At 60.5% G+C, this 22,130-nt stretch carries 22 protein-coding genes; 10 read left to right on the forward strand and 12 right to left on the reverse strand.

The window, feature by feature from the left end; translation table 11 throughout:
- The first annotated feature begins 160 nt into the window (after positions 1–160).
- From gltX to QA646_RS13375, 3 genes are all read left to right on the forward strand, one after another.
- Positions 161–1,618 carry a glutamate--tRNA ligase gene (gltX, locus tag QA646_RS13365; RefSeq protein WP_283055916.1) on the forward strand — a complete coding sequence of 486 codons (1,458 nt, stop codon included), beginning with the start codon at positions 161–163 and terminating at the stop codon, positions 1,616–1,618.
- Positions 1,619–1,634: 16 nt separating this feature from the next.
- Positions 1,635–3,131 (forward strand): lysine--tRNA ligase, encoded by a 1,497-nt coding sequence (gene lysS / locus QA646_RS13370; RefSeq protein WP_283055917.1) that lies wholly within the window; start codon positions 1,635–1,637, stop codon positions 3,129–3,131.
- Positions 3,132–3,265: 134 nt separating this feature from the next.
- Positions 3,266–3,550: a hypothetical protein gene (locus tag QA646_RS13375; RefSeq protein WP_283055918.1), complete on the forward strand. Its 285-nt coding sequence runs from the start codon at positions 3,266–3,268 to the stop codon at positions 3,548–3,550.
- 40 nt (positions 3,551–3,590) lie between these two features.
- On the opposite strand, the gene QA646_RS13380 is transcribed toward QA646_RS13375, so the two are convergent.
- Positions 3,591–4,436: a hypothetical protein gene (locus QA646_RS13380; protein ID WP_283055919.1), complete on the reverse strand. Its 846-nt coding sequence runs from the start codon at positions 4,434–4,436 to the stop codon at positions 3,591–3,593.
- 194 nt (positions 4,437–4,630) lie between these two features.
- On the opposite strand from QA646_RS13380, the gene QA646_RS13385 reads away from it, so the two are divergent.
- The 7 genes from QA646_RS13385 (at position 4,631) to QA646_RS13415 (ending at position 11,616) form a co-directional block, all read left to right on the forward strand.
- The gene (locus QA646_RS13385) at positions 4,631–5,539 is read left to right on the forward strand and encodes a LysR family transcriptional regulator (RefSeq protein WP_283055920.1); all 909 of its coding nucleotides are present in this window, start codon (positions 4,631–4,633) and stop codon (positions 5,537–5,539) included.
- A gap of 138 nt (positions 5,540–5,677) precedes the next feature.
- On the forward strand, positions 5,678–6,838 hold the full coding sequence (locus tag QA646_RS13390; protein ID WP_283055921.1) for an ABC transporter substrate-binding protein: 1,161 nt from the start codon (positions 5,678–5,680) through the stop codon (positions 6,836–6,838).
- Positions 6,839–7,008: 170 nt separating this feature from the next.
- Positions 7,009–7,995: an ABC transporter ATP-binding protein gene (locus QA646_RS13395; protein WP_283055922.1), complete on the forward strand. Its 987-nt coding sequence runs from the start codon at positions 7,009–7,011 to the stop codon at positions 7,993–7,995.
- Positions 7,992–8,957, forward strand: coding sequence for an ABC transporter permease (locus tag QA646_RS13400; RefSeq protein WP_283055923.1), 966 nt, complete (start codon positions 7,992–7,994; stop codon positions 8,955–8,957). Before QA646_RS13395 ends, QA646_RS13400 begins: the two co-directional genes overlap by 4 nt.
- Positions 8,947–9,762, forward strand: coding sequence for an ABC transporter permease (locus tag QA646_RS13405; protein ID WP_283055924.1), 816 nt, complete (start codon positions 8,947–8,949; stop codon positions 9,760–9,762). The genes QA646_RS13400 and QA646_RS13405 overlap by 11 nt, the downstream gene beginning before the upstream one ends.
- 13 nt (positions 9,763–9,775) lie before the next feature.
- Entirely contained in the window at positions 9,776–11,203 is a 1,428-nt protein-coding gene (locus tag QA646_RS13410; protein WP_283055925.1) for a gamma-aminobutyraldehyde dehydrogenase, read from the forward strand.
- Positions 11,204–11,442: 239 nt separating this feature from the next.
- Positions 11,443–11,616 (forward strand): DUF1328 domain-containing protein, encoded by a 174-nt coding sequence (locus tag QA646_RS13415; RefSeq protein WP_283055926.1) that lies wholly within the window; start codon positions 11,443–11,445, stop codon positions 11,614–11,616.
- A 35-nt stretch (positions 11,617–11,651) separates the two neighbouring features.
- Here the strand turns inward: QA646_RS13415 and QA646_RS13420 are convergent, their stop codons facing one another.
- From QA646_RS13420 to QA646_RS13470, 11 genes are all read right to left on the reverse strand, one after another.
- Positions 11,652–12,326: a DUF1345 domain-containing protein gene (locus tag QA646_RS13420; RefSeq protein ID WP_283055927.1), complete on the reverse strand. Its 675-nt coding sequence runs from the start codon at positions 12,324–12,326 to the stop codon at positions 11,652–11,654.
- A gap of 110 nt (positions 12,327–12,436) precedes the next feature.
- Entirely contained in the window at positions 12,437–13,168 is a 732-nt protein-coding gene (locus QA646_RS13425; RefSeq protein WP_283055928.1) for an SDR family oxidoreductase, read from the reverse strand.
- Positions 13,169–13,283: 115 nt separating this feature from the next.
- Positions 13,284–14,417, reverse strand: coding sequence for an extracellular solute-binding protein (locus tag QA646_RS13430; protein ID WP_283055929.1), 1,134 nt, complete (start codon positions 14,415–14,417; stop codon positions 13,284–13,286).
- Between the two features lie 6 nt (positions 14,418–14,423).
- Complete coding sequence (locus tag QA646_RS13435; RefSeq protein WP_283055930.1) at positions 14,424–14,876, reverse strand: MaoC/PaaZ C-terminal domain-containing protein; 453 nt, start codon at positions 14,874–14,876, stop codon at positions 14,424–14,426.
- Between the two features lie 3 nt (positions 14,877–14,879).
- Complete coding sequence (locus QA646_RS13440; RefSeq protein WP_283055931.1) at positions 14,880–15,953, reverse strand: Gfo/Idh/MocA family oxidoreductase; 1,074 nt, start codon at positions 15,951–15,953, stop codon at positions 14,880–14,882.
- Positions 15,954–16,154: 201 nt separating this feature from the next.
- The gene (locus tag QA646_RS13445) at positions 16,155–16,484 is read right to left on the reverse strand and encodes an L-rhamnose mutarotase (RefSeq protein ID WP_283055932.1); all 330 of its coding nucleotides are present in this window, start codon (positions 16,482–16,484) and stop codon (positions 16,155–16,157) included.
- Positions 16,485–16,498: 14 nt separating this feature from the next.
- Positions 16,499–17,611 carry a mandelate racemase/muconate lactonizing enzyme family protein gene (locus tag QA646_RS13450; RefSeq protein WP_283055933.1) on the reverse strand — a complete coding sequence of 371 codons (1,113 nt, stop codon included), beginning with the start codon at positions 17,609–17,611 and terminating at the stop codon, positions 16,499–16,501.
- Between the two features lie 16 nt (positions 17,612–17,627).
- The gene (gene ugpC, locus QA646_RS13455; protein WP_283055934.1) at positions 17,628–18,725 is read right to left on the reverse strand and encodes a sn-glycerol-3-phosphate ABC transporter ATP-binding protein UgpC; all 1,098 of its coding nucleotides are present in this window, start codon (positions 18,723–18,725) and stop codon (positions 17,628–17,630) included.
- 4 nt (positions 18,726–18,729) lie between these two features.
- A complete protein-coding gene (locus QA646_RS13460) occupies positions 18,730–19,596 on the reverse strand; it encodes a carbohydrate ABC transporter permease (protein ID WP_283055935.1) in 867 nt (288 codons plus the stop codon).
- A gap of 2 nt (positions 19,597–19,598) precedes the next feature.
- A complete protein-coding gene (locus QA646_RS13465; protein WP_283055936.1) occupies positions 19,599–20,492 on the reverse strand; it encodes a sugar ABC transporter permease in 894 nt (297 codons plus the stop codon).
- Positions 20,493–20,672: 180 nt separating this feature from the next.
- Positions 20,673–21,989 carry a sugar ABC transporter substrate-binding protein gene (locus QA646_RS13470; protein WP_283055937.1) on the reverse strand — a complete coding sequence of 439 codons (1,317 nt, stop codon included), beginning with the start codon at positions 21,987–21,989 and terminating at the stop codon, positions 20,673–20,675.
- Positions 21,990–22,130: the final 141 nt, after the last annotated feature.

Raw genomic sequence — 22,130 nt, forward strand, 5'->3', positions numbered from 1 at the left:
GTTACCCGTTGAATATGGCCTAAGGCCTGCCAAACGGAAAACGCGGGATTGAAGCGGCAAGACGCCCTTTTCCGGCCGGTTTCCTGATCCAGATAAACATCTCCAGCCGGGCAGCGCTTATCCCAAGCAGCGGCCTGGCTTTTTCTGACGGGCAAACAAGATGACAACATCAGGCGTTCGCGTCCGCATCGCACCCTCCCCGACCGGCGAGCCGCATGTCGGCACTGCCTACATCGCGCTGTTCAACTATCTCTTCGCCAAGAAGCACGGCGGCGAGTTCATCCTGCGCATCGAAGATACCGACGCGACGCGCTCGACGCCAGAATTCGAGACCAAGGTGCTCGATGCACTGAAATGGTGCGGCCTGAAATGGTCGGAAGGACCCGACATCGGCGGCCCCTATGGTCCCTATCGACAGAGCGACCGCAAGGACATCTACAAGCCCTTCGTGGAGAAGATCGTCGACGCCGGCCATGGCTTTCGCTGTTTCTGCACGCCCGAGCGCCTGGAAAAGATGCGCGAAGCCCAGCGTGCCGCCGGCCTGCCGCCGAAATATGACGGCCACTGTTTGAACCTTTCGGCAGAGGAAGTCTCCACGCGCGTTGCCGCCGGCGAGCCGCATGTCGTACGCATGAAGATCCCGACCGAAGGCTCCTGCAAGTTCCATGACGGCGTCTACGGCGATGTGGAAATCCCGTGGGATGCCGTCGACATGCAGGTCCTGCTCAAGGCCGACGGCATGCCGACCTATCATATGGCCAACGTTGTCGACGACCATCTGATGAAGATCACCCATGTGGCGCGCGGCGAGGAATGGCTCGCCTCCGTGCCGAAGCACATTCTGATCTATCAGTATCTCGGCCTCGAACCGCCGCAGTTCATGCACCTGTCGCTGATGCGGAACGCCGACAAGTCGAAGCTGTCGAAGCGAAAGAACCCGACGTCGATCTCCTATTACACCGCACTCGGCTATATTCCCGAGGCGCTGATGAACTTCCTCGGTCTGTTCTTCATCCAGATCGCCGAAGGCGAGGAACTGCTGACCATGGATGAGCTTGCCGGACAGTTCGATCCGGAAAATCTCTCCAAGGCCGGTGCGATTTTCGATATCCAGAAGCTCGACTGGCTGAACGGCCGCTGGATACGCGAAAAGCTCTCGGAAGAAGAGTTCCAGCATCGGGTACTCACCTGGGCGATGGAAAACAACCGGCTGCGGGAAGGCCTGAAGCTGTCGCAGTCGCGCATTTCCAAGCTCGGCGAACTGCCCGATCTGACCGGCTTCCTGTTCAAGTCCGATCTCAACCTCGATCCCTCCGCTTTCGCCAAGATCAAGTCGACGCCGGAAGAGCTGCTGGAAATCCTGAACACCGTGCAGCCGGACCTCGAAAAGATCCTCGAATGGAATGTCGAGACGATCGAAGCCGAGTTGCGCGCCATTGCCGACCGCATGGGCAAGAAGCTGAAGGTGGTGGTCGCCCCCCTCTTCGTGGCCGTATCGGGCTCGTCGCGCTCGCTGCCGCTTTTCGACAGCATGGCGATCCTCGGCCGCTCCGTCGTGCGCCAGCGGCTGAAACTTGCTGCCCAGGCTGTTGCGACCCTCGTCGGCCCGAAGAACTGAACCGGACGTAAAACCCATGAACGACAAGACCGAAGCATCCGCCCTCTCCTCCGACGCAACGGAAGTCCGCCGCCAGAAGCTGAAGCTGCTGCGCGAGCAGATCGGCGACGTCTATCCGGCCCACTTCCACCGGACGCTGACCAATGCCGAGCTGGCGGCAAAATACGAGGGCCTGGAGCCGGATACCGAAACGGGCGATATCGTCACCGTCGCCGGCCGCGTCTATTCCTCACGCAATTCCGGCATGTTCATGGATATCCATGATGCGTCGGGCAAGATCCAGATCTTCAGCCACAAGGACGTGACAGGCGAAGAGGCCCGCGCCCTGCTGCCGATGATCGATATCGGCGACATCATCGGCGTGACCGGCGTCGTGCGCCGTACGAAGCGCGGCGAGCTGACGATCAATGCGCAGCAAATCACCATGCTGACCAAGTCGCTGCTGCCGATGCCGGAAAAGTGGCACGGCCTGTCCGACATCGAGCTGCGCTACCGCAAGCGCCATCTCGACATTATGACCAACGAGGAATCGAAACTCCGCTTCCAGCAGCGCAGCCGCATCGTCTCCGGCATCCGCCGCTTCATGGAGACTGACGGCTTCATGGAAGTCGAGACGCCGATGCTGCATTCGGTCTACGGCGGTGCCACCGCCGAGCCGTTCAAGACACATCACAACACGCTGAAGCTCGACATGTATCTGCGCATCGCGCCGGAACTGTTCCTGAAGCGCACGCTGGTTTCGGCTCTTGCCGACAAGGTGTTCGAGATCAACCGCAACTTCCGTAATGAAGGCGTCTCTACCCGGCACAATCCAGAATTCACCATGATGGAATGCTACTGGGCCTATGCCGACTACGAAGACATGATGGATCTCGTCGAGCGGCTGTTCTCGACGCTGGCGATGTCGATCCACGGCACCACCGAATTCGCTTTCGGCGACAAGCAGATCTCCTTCAAAGGTCCGTTCCGCCGCGTGCCGATGCCCGATGCCGTCAAGGAAGCGACCGGCATCGACTTCCTGGCAATCAAGACCGATGAAGAAGCGCGCGACGCCGCCAAGGCCGCCGGCTTCGCCGTCGAGAAGGATGCCACCTGGGGCGAATGCCTCGCCTTCATCTTCGAAGAGAAGGTCGAGGGCACGCTGATCCAGCCGGCACACGTCACGCATTTCCCGAAGGACATCTCGCCCTTCGCCAAGGAAGTGCCGGGCGAACCGCGCCTCGTGGAACGCTTCGAGACCTATTGCAACACCTGGGAACTCGGCAACGCCTTCTCGGAACTCAACGATCCGGAAGAGCAGCGCGCCCGCATGGTAGAGCAGCTCGAACAGGCCCATGCCCGCGGCGAGAAGCAGAAGGAACTGGACGAGGAATTCCTCGACGCCATCGATCAGGGCATGCCCCCTGCCGGCGGTCTCGGCATCGGCGTCGACCGCCTGATCATGCTGCTTACCAACTCCGCATCGATCCGCGACATCATCCTGTTCCCGGCGCGGCGCAACAAGGCGGACTAAAACAGTTTCGCACAGATGATAGGCCGCGGGTTAAGCCTCCGCGGCCTTTTTCATTGGGCCATTGCTTGCGGATTGCGTATAAGTCCCGCCAACGCGCGGCGAATCCTCGCCTCCGGAAACAAGAGGCACGAAACATGACCGAGAATGAAAACCAGACTGCGGACGCCGATCACGAACAGCAGCGCCTCGCCGATCTGGCCGAAATCGGCGATGTCGATCTGACGCAATTCGCGCCGGGTACATTCGGTTGCCACGAGGCGATGCATACGACCTCGCTGATGCTCGATATGACCGACGATCATCTCCTGCAACACCCAGCCATTCTCGCCAATCCGGAATTCTACCGCCTTGCCGGTGAAGTCCACGAAGCGCTGTTCGCGCTTTATCAGGCGATCGGCGAGAAACACCTGGCGGATTGAGGGATTACCTCAGCCCCAGTGAGGCGCGGGACGCCTACCCTCAATTCGTGACCGGCGACCGCCGGTTGCTGGCGCCTGTCATGGTTGGGTCCAGACCGGGCGATGGCGTAGTATCCGGTTGGGTCGCGTCGGCGCCAATGAAGCTGCCGGTATTGTTGCCCTCAGGCGGGAGATTGGCCCTGGACGCCGGAGGATTCTGTTCTGGCGGCGTCGCGGGCGCTTCCTCTTTCTCCTCGCGGGCGACGGCTTTCTGTTCGGCGGCTTCGGCGGCTTTCTGTTTGTCCTTCTTGGCGCTGCCTGCCTCGTTCTCGGCCGCCAGCGGATTGTCGCAGTCGCTGTGATCCTTCAGCGCCGCCAGCGCGTCATCGATATCCTTGGGTAGCATGTTGATCTGTTCACCATAAAACAGACCTTGGGCGCTCGCGCCGCCATTGTAGTAGCGCGCTGTCACCGGCTCCTCGGCGGCGCCATCGGCAATCTTGTCGGGATGCGGCACATAGACGACATCGGCCCCCAGCGCCCGGCCGCGAATATCGGACCGCAGTGTCGGACCGTTCTTATCGAGCACGACGACCTGAACCAGATCCGGTTTTTGCTCGTCATATACCGCTTTGGCAACGCGCAGCGCCGTTCTGACGCGCGTCAGGCCGTCGGTCGGATCGGTGCGGATATATTTGCGCACCCATATCCGGTTTTCCTTGCGGATGGTAACGAGATTGACGTCGCTGCATGTCAGGCCATTCGGGGAGGCCGCGGCAAAACCCAGAAGCCTGTCTTTGCCGATATAAAGCGCGAAGGCGCCGGAGCAGCCCATCAGCAAGGCCACTCCGCCGATAATGACGACAAGCTTCCGGGATGGCCGGAAAATGTGCAGCAAGGCGCTCACGCCAACTGCTCCACCATTGAGCACTCCAACGCGACAAAATGATCAACTCTCACGTTAGGGATATCGCGTTTCGGAATACTTAAAGAAGAGGTGAATCTTGCGCCGCTCGCATTTCCGTTACCAAAAAAGGTCCAAGCCTTTCAAACCGATGCCGGTTCTTGCCTTACACGCCACAGCCATGCTCTAACTGAGGCATGGCCTTCACTTTGAGACAGCTTCAATACTTCGTCGCCGTGGCTGAACAGGGCTCCATTACCCGCGCGGCGCAGAACCTGTCGATCTCCCAATCCTCGGTCACCGAAGCCCTGAAGGAGCTGGAAAGCGACCTTGGCGTCGAGCTTTTCGACCGCCATCCGCGCGGGCTCTCCATCACCCATAACGGCCACCAGTTCCTGCGTCACGCCACCAAAATCCTCGCGACCGTCTCCGACGCGCGCACCAGTTTTTCCAGCCAGCAGAATGCGGCGGGCGGCACGTTGAACATCGGGGTTACCTCACTCGTCGCAGGTTATGTGCTGTCCGATCTCCTGGCGCGCTATCGCCGCGCCTGCCCCGGGGTCGAAGTCAGCGCCATCGAGGACAATGGCGGTTATCTCGAACACCTTTTGGTCGGCGGCGAACTCGATGTCGCCGTTATGGTCATTTCCAACCTGCGCGATCGCATGGCGCTGCAGGCGGAAATCCTTGAGACTTCGCCCTATCGCCTGTGGCTACCCATGGGTCATCCCCTGGTGTCCGCCGATATCATCAGTGTCGCCGACATCACCCGCGAACCGCTGATCATGCTGACCATCGACGAGATCGAGGAGAATACCGGCAAGCTGCTGACAGCGCTCGGCGCACGCCCACATGTCGCCTTCCGCACCCGCTCCGTCGAGGCGGTGCGCAGCTTGGTCGCTACGGGTGCCGGCGTCGCCCTGCTGCCGGACCTCGTCTACCGCCCCTGGTCGCTTGAAGGCGACCGGATCGAAAGCCGCGACGTCTCCGGCGCGCTGCCGGTCGTACAAGTCGGCATGGTCTGGCGCAAGGGTTCCAGCCTGCCACAGGCAGCCCGCGATTTCGTCGGCATTGCCGAAGCCATGCGCTCCGGCCGTCAACGGTAATATCTATCGGAAATTCCGATATCGCCTTTCTGATAAATGAATTTGCGAATACGGCAAAATAGCGTCACCTTTTCTCCGGGAACAAAACGCCAGAAACTGGCTCCGAATACCAACTGGCTCAAGAACCGGGAGAGTTTGATGAAGCATCTGCTGAAATCATGCACGGCAGCGCTCGCATGTTTAGGTTTCGCCACGCAGGTCATCGCCGCTGAGCCGCTGAAGACGCTCGGCAAAGGCGAAGGTGCCGTCAGCATCGTTGCTTGGTCCGGCTATATCGAGCGCGGTGAGAGCGATAAGAATTATGATTGGGTCACCCAATTCGAGAAGGACACAGGTTGCAAGGTCAGCGTAAAGACCGCCGCCACTTCCGATGAAATGGTGGCGCTGATGAACGAGGGCGGCTTCGATCTCGTGACGGCATCAGGCGACGCGTCGCTGCGCCTGGTTGCCGGCAAGCGCGTCCAGCCGATCAACATCGATCTGATCCCGAGCTGGAAAAACCTGGACGAACGTTTGAAAAATGCGCCATGGCATACCGTTAACGGCGTCCACTACGGCGTGCCCTATCTCTGGGGACCGAACGTGCTGATGTACAATACCGACGCCTTCAAGGGTCAGGCACCGAAGAGCTGGAATGTCGTTTTCGAGGAAATGACCCTGCCGGACGGCAAGTCCAACAAGGGCCGCGTCCAGGCCTATGACGGGCCGATCTATATCGCCGATGCAGCGCTTTACCTGATGGCTCACAAGCCGGAACTCGGCATCAAGGACCCCTACGAGCTCAATGAAGACCAATACAAGGCCGCACTCGACCTTCTGCGCGGCCAGCGAAAGCTCGTCAGCCGCTATTGGCACGACGCGATGATCCAGACGGATGACTTCAAGAACGAAGGCGTCGTCGCCTCCGGCTCCTGGCCGTTCCAAGTAAACCTGCTGCAGGCGGACAAGCAGAAGATCGGCTCGACCTTCCCGGACGAAGGCACGACCGGATGGGCAGACACCACCATGCTGCATGCTGACAGCGAGCATCCGAACTGCGCCTATATGTGGATGGAACATTCGCTGCAGGCCAAGGTGCAGGGCGACGCCGCCGCCTGGTTCGGCGCCGTCCCCTCGGTTCCAGACGCCTGCAAGGGCGACGAGCTCCTGACCGACAGCGGCTGCGCCACCAACGGCTATGACCATTTCGACAAGATCAAGTTCTGGAAAACCCCGGTCGCCAAGTGCACCACGGAGAGCGAATGCGTGCCATACCACCGCTGGGTTTCAGACTATATCGGCGTGATTGGGGGCAGATAGTTCACGCCGATCATGGCGATTGCCTCTCCAGCCTAAAGAGCGCGATCGCATCGGGACGATGAGGGGCCTAATATCGGAAGCCCCTCATCGGCCTCACCGAGCCTCTTCCAAAAACGAAGAGGCGCGATGGAACAATATGCCCTTCACCTCCGCATATCCGGGAGCATCCCATGACCGCCGTTCGTTTTCAGCAGGTATCGCGCCATTTCGGCCAGGTCCGCGCCGTAGATCGCGTCGATCTGGAGATCGCGTCCGGTGAGTTCTTTGCCATGCTCGGCCCCTCCGGCTCCGGCAAGACCACTTGTCTCAGGCTGATTGCCGGTTTCGAGCAGCCGACCAGCGGCCATATCGAGATCTTCGGCGAAACCGCCGAGGGCGTGCCGCCCTATCGTCGCAACGTCAACACTGTCTTTCAGGACTACGCCCTCTTTCCGCATCTCAATATCCTCGACAACGTCGCCTACGGGCTGATGGTCAAGGGCATCGGCAAGGCCGAAAGGCTGAGGGCAGCCGAACAAGCGCTCGAACTGGTGAAGCTCCCGGGTTATGGCACCCGCCGCCCAGGCCAACTCTCCGGCGGCCAGCGTCAACGCGTGGCGCTCGCCCGTGCCCTCGTCAACAAGCCGAAAGTGCTGCTGCTCGATGAGCCGCTTGGCGCACTGGACCTGAAACTTCGCGAGCAGATGCAGGAAGAGCTGAAGAGCCTGCAGCGCGCGCTCGGCATCACCTTCGTCTTCGTCACCCACGATCAGGGCGAAGCACTCTCCATGGCCGACCGCGTCGCCGTCTTCAACAACGGCAGGATCGTGCAGGAGGGCACGCCGCACGATATCTATCAGCGGCCAAAGACCCGGTTCGTCGCCGATTTCGTCGGCTCCTCCAATGTGATTGCTCCCGAAATGATGTCATCGCTCGGCGGCGAACGACGCTGGGCGAGCCTGCGGCCTGAGGCGATCCGACTGACCGAGGATGCCGGCGTTCCGGCGACGGTGCAGGCGACGAGCTTCCTCGGCGCCGCCACCCGGCTTTCGGTTGAAGCGCAGGGCACGCGCATGCATGTCACTCTGCCCGCCGGCCAACCTATTCCCGACACCGGCGCCTCGGTGCGCATCGCCTGGCTGCCTGCCGACATTCATTACATGGACGATGCCGCATGATATCAGCCGCCATCGCCGCACCCGCGGCCACTTCGATCCTGCCACGCAGGGGCGGTTTCTTCGGCCGCCTCTCGGATCTCCTCTGGCGCCGCCCGAAACTGCTGCTCTTCCTGATGCTGACGCCGCCGTTGCTCTGGCTCGGCATCATCTATATCGGCTCGCTGATCGCGCTGCTGTTGCAGAGCTTCTTCTCGATCGACGACTTCTCCGGGATGGTGAATTACGAATTCACGCTCGCGACCTATGCGCAGCTTTTGAATTCCGCCAATTTCGACATCATCATCCGCACGGTCATCATGGCGGCGCTGGTGACCATCGCCTCCTCCTTCGTCGCCTTTCCGATCGCCTATTATGCTGCGCGCTACGCCAAGGGAAAATGGAAGGCGCTGTTCTATCTCGGCGTCATGCTGCCGCTCTGGTCGAGCTATCTGGTCAAGGTCTATGCCTGGAAGCTGATCCTCGCCAAGGAAGGCATTTTGACCTGGCTTTTCGACAGGCTCTACCTCGGTTGGCTGCTCGACGGCGTGCTCAACCTGCCCGTCGTCGGCGGCAATTCGCTGTCTGTGAGCTATATCGGCACCTTCCTCGTCTTCGTCTATATCTGGCTGCCCTATATGATCCTGCCGACACAGGCAGCCCTTGAGCGCGTGCCTGCCAATCTCCTCGAGGCGTCCGCCGATCTCGGCGCGACCCCGAACCAGACCTTCCGCACCGTGCTGCTGCCGCTGGCACTGCCCGGCGTCGTCGCCGGCTCGATCTTTACCTTCTCGCTGACGCTTGGCGACTACATCATCCCGCAGATCATCGGCTCGTCGCGCCTCTTTATCGGCCAGGCCGTCTATGCGCAGCAGGGCACGGCGGGTAACGTGCCGCTCGCTGCCGCCTTCTCGGTCGTGCCGATCGTCATCATGGCGATCTATCTCTGGATCGCCAAGAAACAGGGAGCTTTCGATGCGCTCTGATCACAGCCAACAGGCTTCCTTGCCGTTGAAGATCGCCGCCGCCTGCGGGCTGCTCTTCCTGCATCTGCCGATCCTGCTGATCTTCGTCTATGCCTTCACGACGGAGGAGAAGAGTTATCAGTGGCCGCCACCGGGCTTTACATTGCAATGGTTCGGCGTTGCCTGGAACCGGCCGGATGTCTGGTCTTCCCTGGCGCTATCGGTGCAGGTAGCGACCGTCGCGACGGCGATCGCTCTCGTGCTCGGCACCCTCTGCGCCGCCGCCGTCAGCCAGACGAAATTCTTCGGCCGCGAGGCGATCTCGCTGCTGGTCATCCTGCCGATCGCGCTTCCGGGCATCATCACCGGTATTGCGCTGCGCTCGGCCTTCAGTCTGTTCGATATTCCGTTCTCGGTCTGGACGATCGTTCTCGGCCACGCCACCTTCTGCGTCGTCGTGGTCTACAACAACGCTGTCGCCCGCTTCCGCCGCACCTCCGGTTCGCTGATCGAAGCCTCGATGGACCTCGGCGCCGACGGTTTCCAGACCTTCCGCCATGTCATCTTGCCGAATATCGGCACGGCGCTGCTGGCCGGCGGCATGCTCGCTTTTGCGCTTTCCTTCGACGAAGTCATCGTCACCACCTTCACCGGCGGCCAGCAGATGACATTGCCAATCTGGATGCTGGAAGAGCTGATCCGCCCGCGCCAGCGCCCCGTCACCAATGTCGTCGCCATGGTCGTGGTGCTCGTTACCTTCCTGCCGATCCTGGCAGCCTACTATCTTACCCGCGACGGCGATCAGATCGCCGGCGGCGGCAAATGAAAGGGAGATAATTATGGACACCCAGATGCTGATCGGCTCGCGCTTTGAGGCCGGTACGGAAACGGAAGAGCATATCCTCAACCCGAAGACGGGCGAGACGGTGCTCAACCTGCCGGAAGCCTCGCTCAGCCAGATCGACATTGCCGTCGACGCCGCCGAAAAGGCTTTCATGAGCTGGTCGCAGACGACACCCGCCCAGCGCTCCACCTATCTTCTGAAGATCGCCGATGCCATCGAGAAGGATGCCGAAGGCTTTGCGACGCTGGAAGCGCTGAACTGCGGCAAGCCGATCAACGCCGTCCTCAACGACGAAATCCCCGCGATCGTCGATTGCTACCGCTTCTTCGCCGGCGCGGTGCGCAACATGCACGGGCCGGTTGCCGGCGAATATCTGCCAGGCCACACCTCGATGATCCGCCGCGATCCGATCGGCATCGTCGGCTCGATCGCGCCGTGGAACTATCCGCTGATGATGATGGCCTGGAAGCTGGCGCCGGCGATTGCCGGCGGCAACACCGTCGTCTTCAAGCCCTCCGAACAGACGCCGCTGACGGCGCTGAAGATGGCAAAGCTGCTTTCGGACATCCTGCCTGAGGGCGTGGTCAACGTTATCCTCGGGCGTGGCGAAAGCGTCGGCAATGCCCTGATCAACCATCCGAAAATCGGCATGGTCTCCATCACCGGCGACGTCGCCACCGGCAAGAAAGTGCTGCAGGCCGCTGCCAAAACGGTGAAGCGCACCCATCTCGAACTTGGTGGCAAGGCCCCGGTCATCGTCTTCGACGACGCCGATATCGATGCCGTCGTCGCCGGTATTAGGACCTTCGGCTATTACAATGCCGGCCAGGATTGCACCGCAGCCTGCCGCATCTATGCCGACGCCAAGATCTACGACAATTTCGTCGCCGACCTGACCTCGGCCGTCTCCAGCATCAAGTTCAATCTGAGCGACGACACGGAAAACGAAATCGGCCCGCTGATCTCCAAGCGCCAGCGAGACCGCGTCGAAAGCTTCGTCACCCGCGCCGCCGAACACAAGCACATGGAAATCACCACCGGCGGCAGGACCTCTGGCGATCGCGGCTTCTTCTATGCCCCGACGGTGGTTGCCGGCGCCACACAGGACGACGAGATCGTTCGTCGCGAGGTGTTCGGTCCCGTCGTCTCCGTTACCCGCTTCACCAGCGCCGATGATGCGGTCGCCTGGGCCAACGACAGCGATTACGGCCTTGCCTCCTCCGTCTGGACCAAGGACATCAGCCGCGGCATGCAAACCGCCGCCCGCCTGCAATATGGCTGCACCTGGATCAATACCCACTTCATGCTGGTCAACGAAATGCCGCATGGCGGCCTGAAGCAATCCGGCTATGGCAAGGACATGTCAGTCTATGCGATCGAAGACTACACCGCCGTTCGGCACGTCATGATCAACCATGGGTGAGGGTGAGGGCGGTCGGTGTAACCGAAGCAATTGACCCAGCGGGTCGATTGCCGCCGAACGCCCGGAGCCATGCGAAGGGCCGGCTGGTGCGGCATATCCGGACACTCCATTTTTCTTATCAGAGAGATGTGGTCCTCTAGCTAAAGCGATAGGTCCATCACCGCGGCAATCAAAACGGCATCGGAACAATTTCTCCTGTTCTGCGTCTTCATTAGGCGCAACGCAGAGGAGATTTCCTGATGCTGAAATGGGCCCTGATATTCTTCGTGATTTCGCTAATCGCCGGGTTTTTCGGCTTTTCCGGCGTCTCGGCCGCAACCGCGACGATCGCGCGGGTGCTGTTCGCGATCTTCCTGATCATCTTCATAGTATTCCTGATCATGGCGGTGATGGCCGGTCACGCCGTGCTCTAAACGTATAATGCCTCAACAGTGCTTTGGAGGGCGAGCTACACCAGGCTCGCCCCGACATTGATTGCAAGCGCCAGGATGGTCGTATTGAACAGGAACGACAGGATGGAATGCAGCAGCACCAGCTTGCGCATGCTGACGGTAGATACGCCGATATCGGCCGTCTGGGCGGCGACGCCGATGGTGAAGGAAAAATAGAGGAAATCCCAATAGATCGGCTCCTCTAGCGGCTCGGCAAATATCAATCCCTGCCCCTTGCCCGAACCGCGGTAGAAGCGGTGCGCATAGTGGACCGTGAAAAGCATGTGCAGAAACACCCAGGAAACCAGGATCGTCACGATCGCCATCGCCACGCGGAAAAGCGCCACCTCCGGCGGCGCTTCCTTGACGCCGAGCAGATCCAGAGCGATGCCGCCGATACTGGCAAGTGCGGCAGCGATCGACAGGAACAGCAGAACGGCATCCGAAAAATCGAGATCAGCCGAACGCTTGCGGATGCGATGCACATCGGATGTGAGCATCCGGTACAGGCTAAAGGCGATATAGACGATGGCGGTAGCGTTCCAGCCAATGAGCACGTTGCTCGCATTCAACGCACGCGAGGTCAGAAGCAGGAAGGATACGATGCCGGCCGTGACGCTGACCAGAATCACCTGATGCTTGTGCAGCAGCACGGCAGCCCTGGAACGATGGTGCTGTCCGTCCATGCGCATGCCGCTCTCCCGTTCGCTAAATATCTATCAGATATAGATTCCCTGACGGAAGTGGCAAACGAAAAGAGACCCCGCGATGCGAGGCCTCCGCTATCGGGAAAGGCGCTGGTTCAAGCCGTCCAGCCACCGTCGATGACGTGGATCTGACCGGTGGTGAAGCCCGCCTCGTCGCCGGCCAGATAGGTCACCAGCGCGGCGATCTCGTTGGCATCGGCGATGCGACCCATCGGCTGGCGGGCGATGAAGTCGGTCATGGCCTTTTCATAATCGCCGGTGGCGCGCAGGCGCTCATGCAGCGACGGGCTGTCGACCGTGCCGGGGCAAATGGCGTTGGCGCGGATACCCTTGGCCACGAAATCGGCGGCGATAGACTTGGTGAGGCCGATCACGGCTGCCTTGGAGGCGCAATAGGCGAAGCGATTCGGCACGCCCTTCACGCTGGAGGCGACCGAGGACATGTTGACGATCGAGCCTTTGCCCTTCTCGAGCATACCCGGCAGGAAGGTACGGCAGGTCGTGTACATCGCCTTGGCATTGAGATTGAAGGAGAAATCCCAATCCTTCTCTTCGCAGTCGAGGATAGTGCCGGCATGCACGAAGCCGGCGCAGTTGAAGAGCACGTCGATCGGGCCGAGTTCGTCGGCATAAGCCTTCACCGCGGCGCTATCGAGCACGTTCAGCACATGCTTGCTGGCGCCTTCCAGCGTCGAAAGCGTCTGCTCGTTGATGTCGGTGGCGAACACATGCGCGCCGAGCGAAATGAAACGCTCCGCCGTTGCACGGCCGATACCCTGTCCCGCCGCCGTGATGACGACCTTCTTGCCTTCCAATCCGTGACCCATAATCCTGATCCTTTCCTCCAGGGCATGATCCCGGGACCGAAAGGCCACGAAGCGAAAATGCGTGGTTGCTTGCGGATAAGATCATGCGAAAACAAACAGCTAGAGCCGCCTTGCCCTAGCTTTCGAACGATTGCGCGAAGCGCCGGTTGAGCTTGTCGATGAGGACTGTATGCCGCTCGGCCGTGCGCAGTCCATTGTTAATAATATCAGAAGCTTCGCTCTGGAAAGCCATGTAGCCATCGTGACGCGGCCGGACATAGGCGCCCTCCAGCGTGGCGCGCGTATTGCGGTAGAAATCGAGCGCCGGCCTGTTGACGGTGTCGCTCACCCAGGCATCGGCATGGCCAGGCTGGCCGTTGCCGCTGGCATAGGCGCTTACCTGTACCGGCCCGCTGGCGATCCAGCGCGCAAAGGTCTTGGCTTGCTCGGGCATCTGCGTCCGGGCCGAAACGGCAATACCGGTGCCGCCAAGTGCCGAGCCCTTGGGCGCACGGCCATCGATCACCGGCATGTCGGCGAAGGCTAGGCGCGCTGGTCTGAATCCGGCAAAGGAATAGCTGACATAGCCATAAGCGAAGGGAACGACCTCATAGGGGCAATCCGGCTGGCTCACGAGATCGAAGACGGCGATCGGGTCCATGTCGTAGCATTTGGGGTCGATGCCGTCGACGAGCCGCGCCATCCAGTCGAGCACGGCTTCCCCATCCGCCCTGGCGATGCACTCCGGCCCTTCGACGCTGCAAGGCGTGCCGAGATGCGCCGCAAGCGTGAAGAAAGTCATCAGCACATGCGGCGGCCGCATCGGCAGGATCGCCTTGCCCTTGGCTGCTAGCGATACGATCTCGGCCAGATCGGTGATCGGGCCGCTCAACCGATCCGGCCGGTAAGCCTGAACCTGCGTTGCCGCATCAAGCGGAAATGCCCACTGCCTGCCCTGCCAATTATAGCTCGGATAGGAGCGCCCGATCGTGCCAGCGGCGATTGCAGCAAGCTCCTCGGCATGCTCGGCATCGTCAAGCGGCAACAGGCAGTCCTCACGAGTGATCTGGCCGACATGCGGATGATCGATGACGATGAGATCGTAGGCGGCAGCCAGCTCTTCGACGGGAAAGGTTTCGAAATCCTGCAGCGAGCGCTTCTCCCAGTCGACCTCGACGCCAGTCTTTTCCTTCCAGATGGCCGAGCAAGCCACCATCGGATCGTAGCCGCGCGGATGCGACCAGGTCATTCCCTTGAGTTTCGCCATCATTCTCTCTCAGTTTGCCGCTTTGCGCTCGACGATCAGGATGTGGTCGGCGGCGAGTACGACCTCGCCGCGCTGGTTCAGCACTTCGCAACGCTCCACAACGCGACCGGACGCCGGACGTTTCGGATCGTCCTCTTTCGCCGATATCGTCACCCGTGTACGGATCGTGTCACCGATATGGACGGGGCGAATGAAGCGCAGCCGGTCGTAGCCATAGGAAAAGGCGACGGGGTTGATGAGCGATGCGGTCAGGCCTACGCCGATCGAAAAGATCATCGTGCCATGGGCGATGCGCTGACCGCCGGGCAAGGTTTTGGCGAATTCCGCATCCATATGATGCGGAAAGAAATCGCCGGTATGGCCGGCATGGACGACGAAATCGGTCTCGGTGATCGTCCGCCCGGTCGTCGTGCGGACGTTACCGAGCTCATAGTCTTCGAAATAGATGGTTTGTTCTGCCATTCCTCAAGCCTTTGGAAGTTCTGCGATCGGCGTCGCGGGAAAGGCGCTCGACTGGTAGGCGGCCTCGACCAGCGCCATGGTCTGCCAGGCATCTTCGACGGAGCCGACCAATGTCTCGTCCTCGCCCGAGGCAAAGCGCTGCAGATTGGCCATGCGGTTGAGGAAGGCATCCGGGAACCAGGCGCCTTCGAGCTTCACCTCGACCCAATCCCTGCCGCCGGCCGGCCGAATCCATAGCTCGTCCGGCTCGCCGCGCGGATAGTCGAGATTGACGCCGAGCTTGATATAGGCCGCGCCTTTGGTGCCGGAGATGCGGAATTCGCAGGCCTGGAACTTACGGCCGAAATCATGGTCGTGGTTGACGGAGAGCACACAGCGCACCTTGTCGCCATAGTCGAGGATCGCAGCCGTGCGCGTCTGCGCCACCTGATGGTTCGGATGGCCGATCGTCTTGGCATGGACGCCCTCGGGATTGCCGAGCAGGCCCCGGATGAAGTCGAGATAGTGGATCGAGTGCATGGTAATCTCGATGCGTGGCAGGCCCTTGAGAAACGGCCAGAGCCCCCAAGGCGTCGCAAGTGCCAGCCATGCATCGAAATCGACCACCTCGCCCAGGTAGCCCTTCTCAACCGCGTCGTAGAGCGCCAGCATCATCGGCGCGAACCGAAGCTGGAAATTGACTGCTGCCTTGATGTCGCGCTCCCGGCACACCCTGAGAATTTCCGTCGCCGCAGCGAGATCACTGCCCATCGGCTTCTGAATTAGCGCGAAAGAACCGCGTGGCAGCTTGGCGAGGATAGCGGCATGGGCAGCGGGCGGGGTCGCCAGATCGAAGATTGCACCTTCAACGGCAAACGCTTCCGCCTCGGACGCGAAGGCGCGGATGCCCCATTGATCCCCCAAGGCTTTTGCCTTTTCCCCATGCGGATCATAGACACCGGCAACCGGGAAGCCTGCCTTGTTGTAAGCCGGCAGATGTGCGTCGCCGACGATGCTGCCGGCGCCGAAGATGACGATGGGGCGCGGCGTGGTGGGCTTCGGCCACCATTGGCGGAGGGATGTGGGATCGAAGGTCATCGGATGTCTCCGGCGTTTGCGGCAACCTTCCCTTCTCCCCTCGGGGAGAAGGTGGCCCGAAGGGTCGGATGAGGGGGTGGCGCGGCACGTGCGGAGCCGCATTGAGCGAAGAGCGAGAGGCGAAGTTCGCCCGGTAACGCCCCCTCAACCCGCGCTCCGCGCGTCCTTCTCCCCGTGGGGGAGAAGGTATGCTCCCTCATCTCAACCATGATGAAACACCTCTTCCATCATAGCCCACCACTCGCCTTCCTTGCGGGTATCGAGCGGCTTCTGGCAAGGCATGCAGACGGACCACCATTCCTGGTTTTTCGAGTTCGCGGCCATCTTGGCCATATCAGCCTCGAAATCCGTGCCGACATATTCCCAATAGCCAAAAAGCAGATTCTCCGGCTCTTTCAGGAAAATGGAATAGTTGGTGATGTTGCACTCGGAAATCAGAGCCAGGATCTCGGGCCAGACAGCCGCATGCAAGTGCTTGTATTCTTCGACCTTCGACGGCTCCAGACCGATCACCATCCCCATCCGTTGCATGGTCCTATCCTCCTTCAGCCGTGAATCTCTCTCGTGAATTCATCGATCGAGCGTGCCTTTACCGCCTCCCAATCCCAGGCGATGCCAATGCCGGGTTCGGAGGGCGCAATCGCCTTGCCGTCGACGATCTCCATGCCCTTGGTGGTGAGATCGTCGAGCTGCGGGATATATTCGACATATCTGCCGTTCGGCACGGCGCAGACGAGGCTGACATGCAGCTCCATCAGGAAGTGCGGGCACACGGGAATGTCGAAGGCTTCAGCCGCATGCGCCACCTTCAACCAGGGCGTGATGCCGCCGATGCGGGCAACGTCCATCTGGACGATCGAGCAGGCGCCTTTCTGCATGTATTCGCGGAAATGCCGGATGGAATAGATGGATTCGCCGACCGCGATCGGTGTCGGCGTCGAGCGCGTCAGACGGATGTGGCCGTCGAGATCGTCTGATGGCAGCGGCTCCTCGATCCAGGCGAGATCGAGCTCCTTCAACCGCGCCGCACGACGGATGACCTCATCGACCGTGAAGCCCTGATTGCAATCCGTCATGATCTCGAAACCGGAGCCGAGCGCCAGGCGCATCGCTGAAAGCCGATCGTAGTCCTCCGATCCATGCGGCTTGCCGATCTTCACCTTCGAACCGGAGAAACCCCTGGCCTTTGCCTGCAGGGCATCCTCGACCAAGGCTTCTTTCTCGATATGCAGCCAGCCGCCTTCTGTTGTATAAAGCGGGCAACGATCCTTGGCGCCGCCGGCAAGCTTCCAGAGCGGCAGTTTCTGCTTCTTGGCGCGTAGGTCCCAAAGTGCCGTATCGACGGCGGCAAGCGCCAGCGCGGTAATGGCGCCGATGGTCGTCGCATGCGTCGCGAATTCCATTTTATGCCAGATCGCTTCGATGCAATCGGCATCCTCGCCGATCAGCAGCGGCACGAGATGGTCCGATAGCAGCCGCATGACGGACGAGCCGCCGGTGCCGATCGTGTAGCTATAGCCGGTACCGACGGCACCGTCGGAATCGGTGATGGTGATGATCGGCGTCTCCTGGCTGACAAAGCTCTGGATCGCGTCGGTCCGCTTCACCTTCGGCGGCAGGTCGACCATGCAAAGTTCAATTTTCTCGATGCGGGCCATGTGCTGTCTCCCTCGCTCACACCGCCAGGCTCTTGCCCGTCTCGGCCGAAAAGAGATGCGCCTGACTGAGATCGAAGCTCATCTTCAGTTGTTCGCCGCTCTTCAATCCGCGCGGATTGAGCATGCGTGACACCCATTCACGGCCGGCGAATTCGACGAAGACCAGAGTTTCGTTACCGAGAGGCTCCGTAATGGCGACGGGCAATGTCACCTCATGCACCGCCGCTTCGGCGCCTGAATGCAGGCCATGGCCGCTTGGGAAAATATCGTCCGGGCGCAGGCCGAAGGCAACCTTTTCGCCCTCCTTGACCCGGTCTGCAAATTGCCCCGGTAACGGCAGCTTGTCGCCGTTCTTGAACACCAGCGCACCGGCCGAAACCGTCGCCTCCTCGATATTCATCGGCGGCGAGCCGATGAAGCCGGCGACGAAGCGCGTGGCCGGCCGCTTGAACACTTCATCCGGCGTGCCGACCTGCTCGATATAGCCGTCGCGCATGATGACGATGCGATCGGCCAGCGTCATCGCCTCCACCTGGTCGTGGGTCACGTAGATCACCGTCGACTGCACCTTGGCATGCAGCTTCTTGATCTCGGTACGCATCTGCGTGCGGAGTTTCGCGTCAAGATTCGACAGCGGCTCGTCGAAGAGGAAGACTTCCGGCTGGCGGACGATGGCGCGGCCCATGGCGACGCGCTGGCGCTGGCCGCCGGAAAGCTGCGCCGGCCGGCGATCCATCAGCGCTTCGAGGCTGAGGATTGCAGCCGCTTCGTTGACGCGTTGATCGATTTCCGCCTGCGGTTGCTTGGCGATCTTCAATGAGAAACCCATGTTCTCGCGCACGGTCATATGCGGATAGAGCGCGTAGGACTGGAACACCATGGAGATGTTGCGATCACGCGGCGGCAAGTCGTTGACGATGATATCGCCGATCATGATGGCGCCCTCGGAGATATCCTCGAGGCCGGCGATCATGCGCAGCGTAGTCGACTTGCCACAGCCGGAAGGCCCCACCAAGGCGATGAATTCCTTGTCCCTGATATCGAGATCGATCCCGTGGACGATTTCCAGGGCGCCATAGCGCTTGACGAGTTTTTTGAGCGTAACCTGAGCCATGGTTTCAACCTTTGACCGCACCGAATGTCAAACCGGACACCAGATGCTTCTGAATGATGAAGGTGAGAGCGAGCGCCGGGACGATCATCACCACTGCGAGAGCGCACATGCCGCGCCAATCGATGGTGAATTCGGCCGTATAGTCGAGCAGGCCGACCGGCAACGTCTTGGAATCGACCGAGCGCGTGAGCTGCGAGGCAAGCGCATACTCGTTCCAGCAGGTGAGAAAGGCGAAGATGCCGGCGGATGCGATGCCGGGGCCGGCGAGCGGAAACTCCACCTGCCAGAAAGCCTGCCAGCGCGTGCAACCGTCGATCTGCGCGGCCTCGGCAAGGTCCTTCGGCACCTGCCGGAAGAAACCATCGATCAGCCAGATGGTGAAGGGCACGTTCAGCGCGACATAGGTGATGATCAGGCCGAAATGCGTGTCGATGATCCCGAGCCGCGCATAGACCATGAACAGCGGCAGCGATAGCGCCACGCCCGGCACGGAGCGCGTCAGCATCAGGCCAAGGAACACCGCCGATTTGCCTCTGAAACGGAAGCGGGCGAAGGCATAGCCGCCGGACATGCCGATGATGAGCGCAATGACAGTAGAGGTAACGGAGATCACCAGCGAATTGCGGAAATAATCCCAGACGGGAATACCGCCCTGCCCCGCGCCACCGAACATGGCGCGATAGGCTTCGAGCGAAAGCTCCTGTGGGATCCAGACCGGCGGCTTTGCCATGATCTCGACTGTCGGACGCAGCGAACTGAGGATGATCCAGAAGCCCGGCAGGCAGATGATGAGCATCGCGATGAAAAGGCCGACGAGATAGGCGACTTTTCCGATGCGGCGGCGCGTGCGTTGTTCGGCGTTGCGATCCATGATTACCACTCCGCTCCGATCTGGGTGCGGGCAAGCGCCAGCTTACGGAAGAAATAGACTGTGAAGGCGATCGACAGAATGATCGAGACATAGGCCATGGCATTGGCGAGACCCATCTGCGCATCTGCATAGGCCGTTCGCCCGACGAGCGTCCAGATCAGCTCCGTGCGCCGCGCCGGGCCGCCATCGGTCATGATCTTGACGATGTCATAGGCACGGGCGACGTCGAGCGAACGGATGGTCATGGCGATGAAAGCGAAGGGCATCAGAAACGGCCAGGTGACATAGCGAAAGGTCTGCCAGCTCGTGCAGCCGTCCACTTTCGCGGCCTCCACCGGCTCCTGCGGCATGGCGAGCAGGCCGGCAAGGATGAGGATGGCGAAAACCGATGTCGACGACCAGATTTCGGCGATGACGATCGAAAACAGCGCCAGATTGCCGTCGATCAACCAGGGGATGGCATTATTGGTGATGCCGAGGGATTGCAGGGCATTGTTGATGATGCCGACATTGTCGTTGAACATGAATTTGAACTGGAAACCGACGAGCACCGGCGAAAACATCATCGGAAACATCATCAGCGTGCGCAGGATACGCTTGCCGTAGGTCGCCCTGTTGACCAGCAGCGCCAGGCCGAGACCAAGCAGCATTTCCAGATTGAGCGCGATGGTCAGCAGCACGACTGTGCGCACGAAGGCCGCCAGGAAGACCGGATCGGTGAGAATGCGGGTATAGTTCCGCAGGCCGATGAAGGTGAAGAGCGTCGCCGGCCGCGTCAGACGGAACGGCGTGAAGCTGGAGTAAAAGGACAGAAGCAACGGAAACAACACCACTGCCACAAGCACGATGATCGCCGGAAGAAGCAGCAGGACCGGTGGAGATATTTTCTTATACATGGTTTGCACCTGTCGGCATTCCTCAGCAGCATGGCTCGAACTGCGCGGAATGCGATTGCATGGGGCCGAGGGGCCGGCATGACACCGGCCGGACAGACCGGCCCCTAAAGGCGCAGGTCATCAGTATTCTTCAAAGAAGTCCCGCACCCTCTGTCGGATGCGGGACTTCGATTGCAGCAATCAGAGCGCGCCGGCATCCTTCAGAACGTCGGTTGCCTTCTGTGCGGCCGTGTCGAGCGCTTGCTTGGAGGTCTTGTCGCCGAGGATGGCGGCCTGGAGCTCCGGATAGACCACGTTGGAAATCTCGATCCATTGCGGCGTCCGCGGAACCGGGAAGGCGTACTTCATCGATTCCTGGAAGGTGCTCAGCACTTCCTTCTTGTAGGGATCGGATGCAGCCTGCTGGATATCCCATTCCCAGACGGCCTTGCGGGTGGGCAGCGTGCCGTTGGCGGCTTCAAGCTTCTGCGAATCGTCGTTGGTCAGGAACCAGACCAGCGAGGCGGCAGCCTCCTTGTTCTTGCAGGCTTCCGTCACCGAGAAACCATGATGGCCGGACCAGCCGGTGTGCTTGCCGGCCGAACCGACGGGCTGCACGACCACACCGACATTGCCGGCAATCTTCGATGACTTCGGATCGTTGAAATAAGTCGCCCAGCCCGGCCAATCGAGATCGAGCGCAACGGTGCCCGAGGCAAAACCGGCGCCGAGATCGTCCCAAAGATAGTTGGTCGTACCGGCCGGAACGGCCTTGGCCTTGTACATGCTCACGAACCAGTCGAGCGCGCGCACGCCAGCATCGGAATTGAAGGCCGGCTTGCCCTCCTTGTCGAGATATTCGCCGCCCTCGGCAATCAGCATTTCATAGAAGCGGCCATTGATCGCCTCTTCCTTGCCGGGGAACTGCGTGCCGAAGAAGTTCGGCGGATTGGCGAAGAAGGTCGCCTGGTCAGAGACTTCCTTCCAGGTCTTCGGCGGCGCCAGATCGTAGCCATACTTGGCCTTGAATGCCGTCTTCTTGGCCTCATCATTGTAGAGGCTCTTCTGGTAATAGAGTGCCGAAACGTCGAACTGGGCGCGCGGCAGCATGATCAGCCGGCCGTCGATGGTCGATGCCTCGATAGTCGAATCGACGAACTTGGCGATCTCCTCCTTCGGCAGCAGCTTGCCGAGATCGGTGTAGAGGTCGGGATACTGGGGTGCGAAGGACGAATGGTTCGAACCGACGCACCAGGAAATATCGCCCGACGCCATGTCCGACTTGATTTCCTTGTCGAGTTCGAAGTGGTTCTTCTTGGAGAGGATATTGACCTTGGCGCCAGTCTCCTTCTCCCACTCGGAAATGCGCGCATAAAGCGGCTCGTATTGCTGGCCGCCGATCAGCTTGGCGTCGATCGTCACACCCGGAAACTTGCCGGGCAGGTCGGCAGCAGAGATCGCGGAGCTCGCGAACAATGCCAATACGCCGGCGGCAAGACCGGACTTCAAATTCCTCATTGAATTTCCTCCCTAAAGGACCGGACATCAGCCCGATCGCCCTCATGATCCAAATATGGATCAATGATTTATATGTAAACACCTTATTCACTGAGCGTCAAGCCGGGATCGCGGGCACTTGCAAATCGCTTTTATTTATAT

Origin of the sequence: Rhizobium sp. CB3090 (assembly GCF_029714285.1) — a bacterium.
Taxonomy (GTDB): Bacteria; Pseudomonadota; Alphaproteobacteria; order Rhizobiales; family Rhizobiaceae; genus Rhizobium.

Excerpts from the sequence above, each read along its gene's own strand:
- QA646_RS13460 (WP_283055935.1), bottom strand. The coding sequence starts at position 19,596 with ATGGATCGCAACGCCGAACAACGCACGCGCCGCCGCATCGGAAAAGTC.
- QA646_RS13440 (WP_283055931.1), bottom strand. The coding sequence starts at position 15,953 with ATGACCTTCGATCCCACATCCCTCCGCCAATGGTGGCCGAAGCCCACC.
- lysS (WP_283055917.1), top strand. The coding sequence starts at position 1,635 with ATGAACGACAAGACCGAAGCATCCGCCCTCTCCTCCGACGCAACGGAA.
- QA646_RS13415 (WP_283055926.1), top strand. The coding sequence starts at position 11,443 with ATGCTGAAATGGGCCCTGATATTCTTCGTGATTTCGCTAATCGCCGGG.
- QA646_RS13465 (WP_283055936.1), bottom strand. The coding sequence starts at position 20,492 with ATGTATAAGAAAATATCTCCACCGGTCCTGCTGCTTCTTCCGGCGATC.
- QA646_RS13425 (WP_283055928.1), bottom strand. The coding sequence starts at position 13,168 with ATGGGTCACGGATTGGAAGGCAAGAAGGTCGTCATCACGGCGGCGGGA.
- QA646_RS13405 (WP_283055924.1), top strand. The coding sequence starts at position 8,947 with ATGCGCTCTGATCACAGCCAACAGGCTTCCTTGCCGTTGAAGATCGCC.
- QA646_RS13385 (WP_283055920.1), top strand. The coding sequence starts at position 4,631 with ATGGCCTTCACTTTGAGACAGCTTCAATACTTCGTCGCCGTGGCTGAA.
- QA646_RS13470 (WP_283055937.1), bottom strand. The coding sequence starts at position 21,989 with ATGAGGAATTTGAAGTCCGGTCTTGCCGCCGGCGTATTGGCATTGTTC.
- QA646_RS13410 (WP_283055925.1), top strand. The coding sequence starts at position 9,776 with ATGGACACCCAGATGCTGATCGGCTCGCGCTTTGAGGCCGGTACGGAA.
- gltX (WP_283055916.1), top strand. The coding sequence starts at position 161 with ATGACAACATCAGGCGTTCGCGTCCGCATCGCACCCTCCCCGACCGGC.
- QA646_RS13390 (WP_283055921.1), top strand. The coding sequence starts at position 5,678 with ATGAAGCATCTGCTGAAATCATGCACGGCAGCGCTCGCATGTTTAGGT.
- QA646_RS13435 (WP_283055930.1), bottom strand. The coding sequence starts at position 14,876 with ATGGCAGAACAAACCATCTATTTCGAAGACTATGAGCTCGGTAACGTC.
- ugpC (WP_283055934.1), bottom strand. The coding sequence starts at position 18,725 with ATGGCTCAGGTTACGCTCAAAAAACTCGTCAAGCGCTATGGCGCCCTG.
- QA646_RS13395 (WP_283055922.1), top strand. The coding sequence starts at position 7,009 with ATGACCGCCGTTCGTTTTCAGCAGGTATCGCGCCATTTCGGCCAGGTC.
- QA646_RS13430 (WP_283055929.1), bottom strand. The coding sequence starts at position 14,417 with ATGATGGCGAAACTCAAGGGAATGACCTGGTCGCATCCGCGCGGCTAC.
- QA646_RS13420 (WP_283055927.1), bottom strand. The coding sequence starts at position 12,326 with ATGCGCATGGACGGACAGCACCATCGTTCCAGGGCTGCCGTGCTGCTG.
- QA646_RS13375 (WP_283055918.1), top strand. The coding sequence starts at position 3,266 with ATGACCGAGAATGAAAACCAGACTGCGGACGCCGATCACGAACAGCAG.
- QA646_RS13450 (WP_283055933.1), bottom strand. The coding sequence starts at position 17,611 with ATGGCCCGCATCGAGAAAATTGAACTTTGCATGGTCGACCTGCCGCCG.
- QA646_RS13445 (WP_283055932.1), bottom strand. The coding sequence starts at position 16,484 with ATGCAACGGATGGGGATGGTGATCGGTCTGGAGCCGTCGAAGGTCGAA.
- QA646_RS13400 (WP_283055923.1), top strand. The coding sequence starts at position 7,992 with ATGATATCAGCCGCCATCGCCGCACCCGCGGCCACTTCGATCCTGCCA.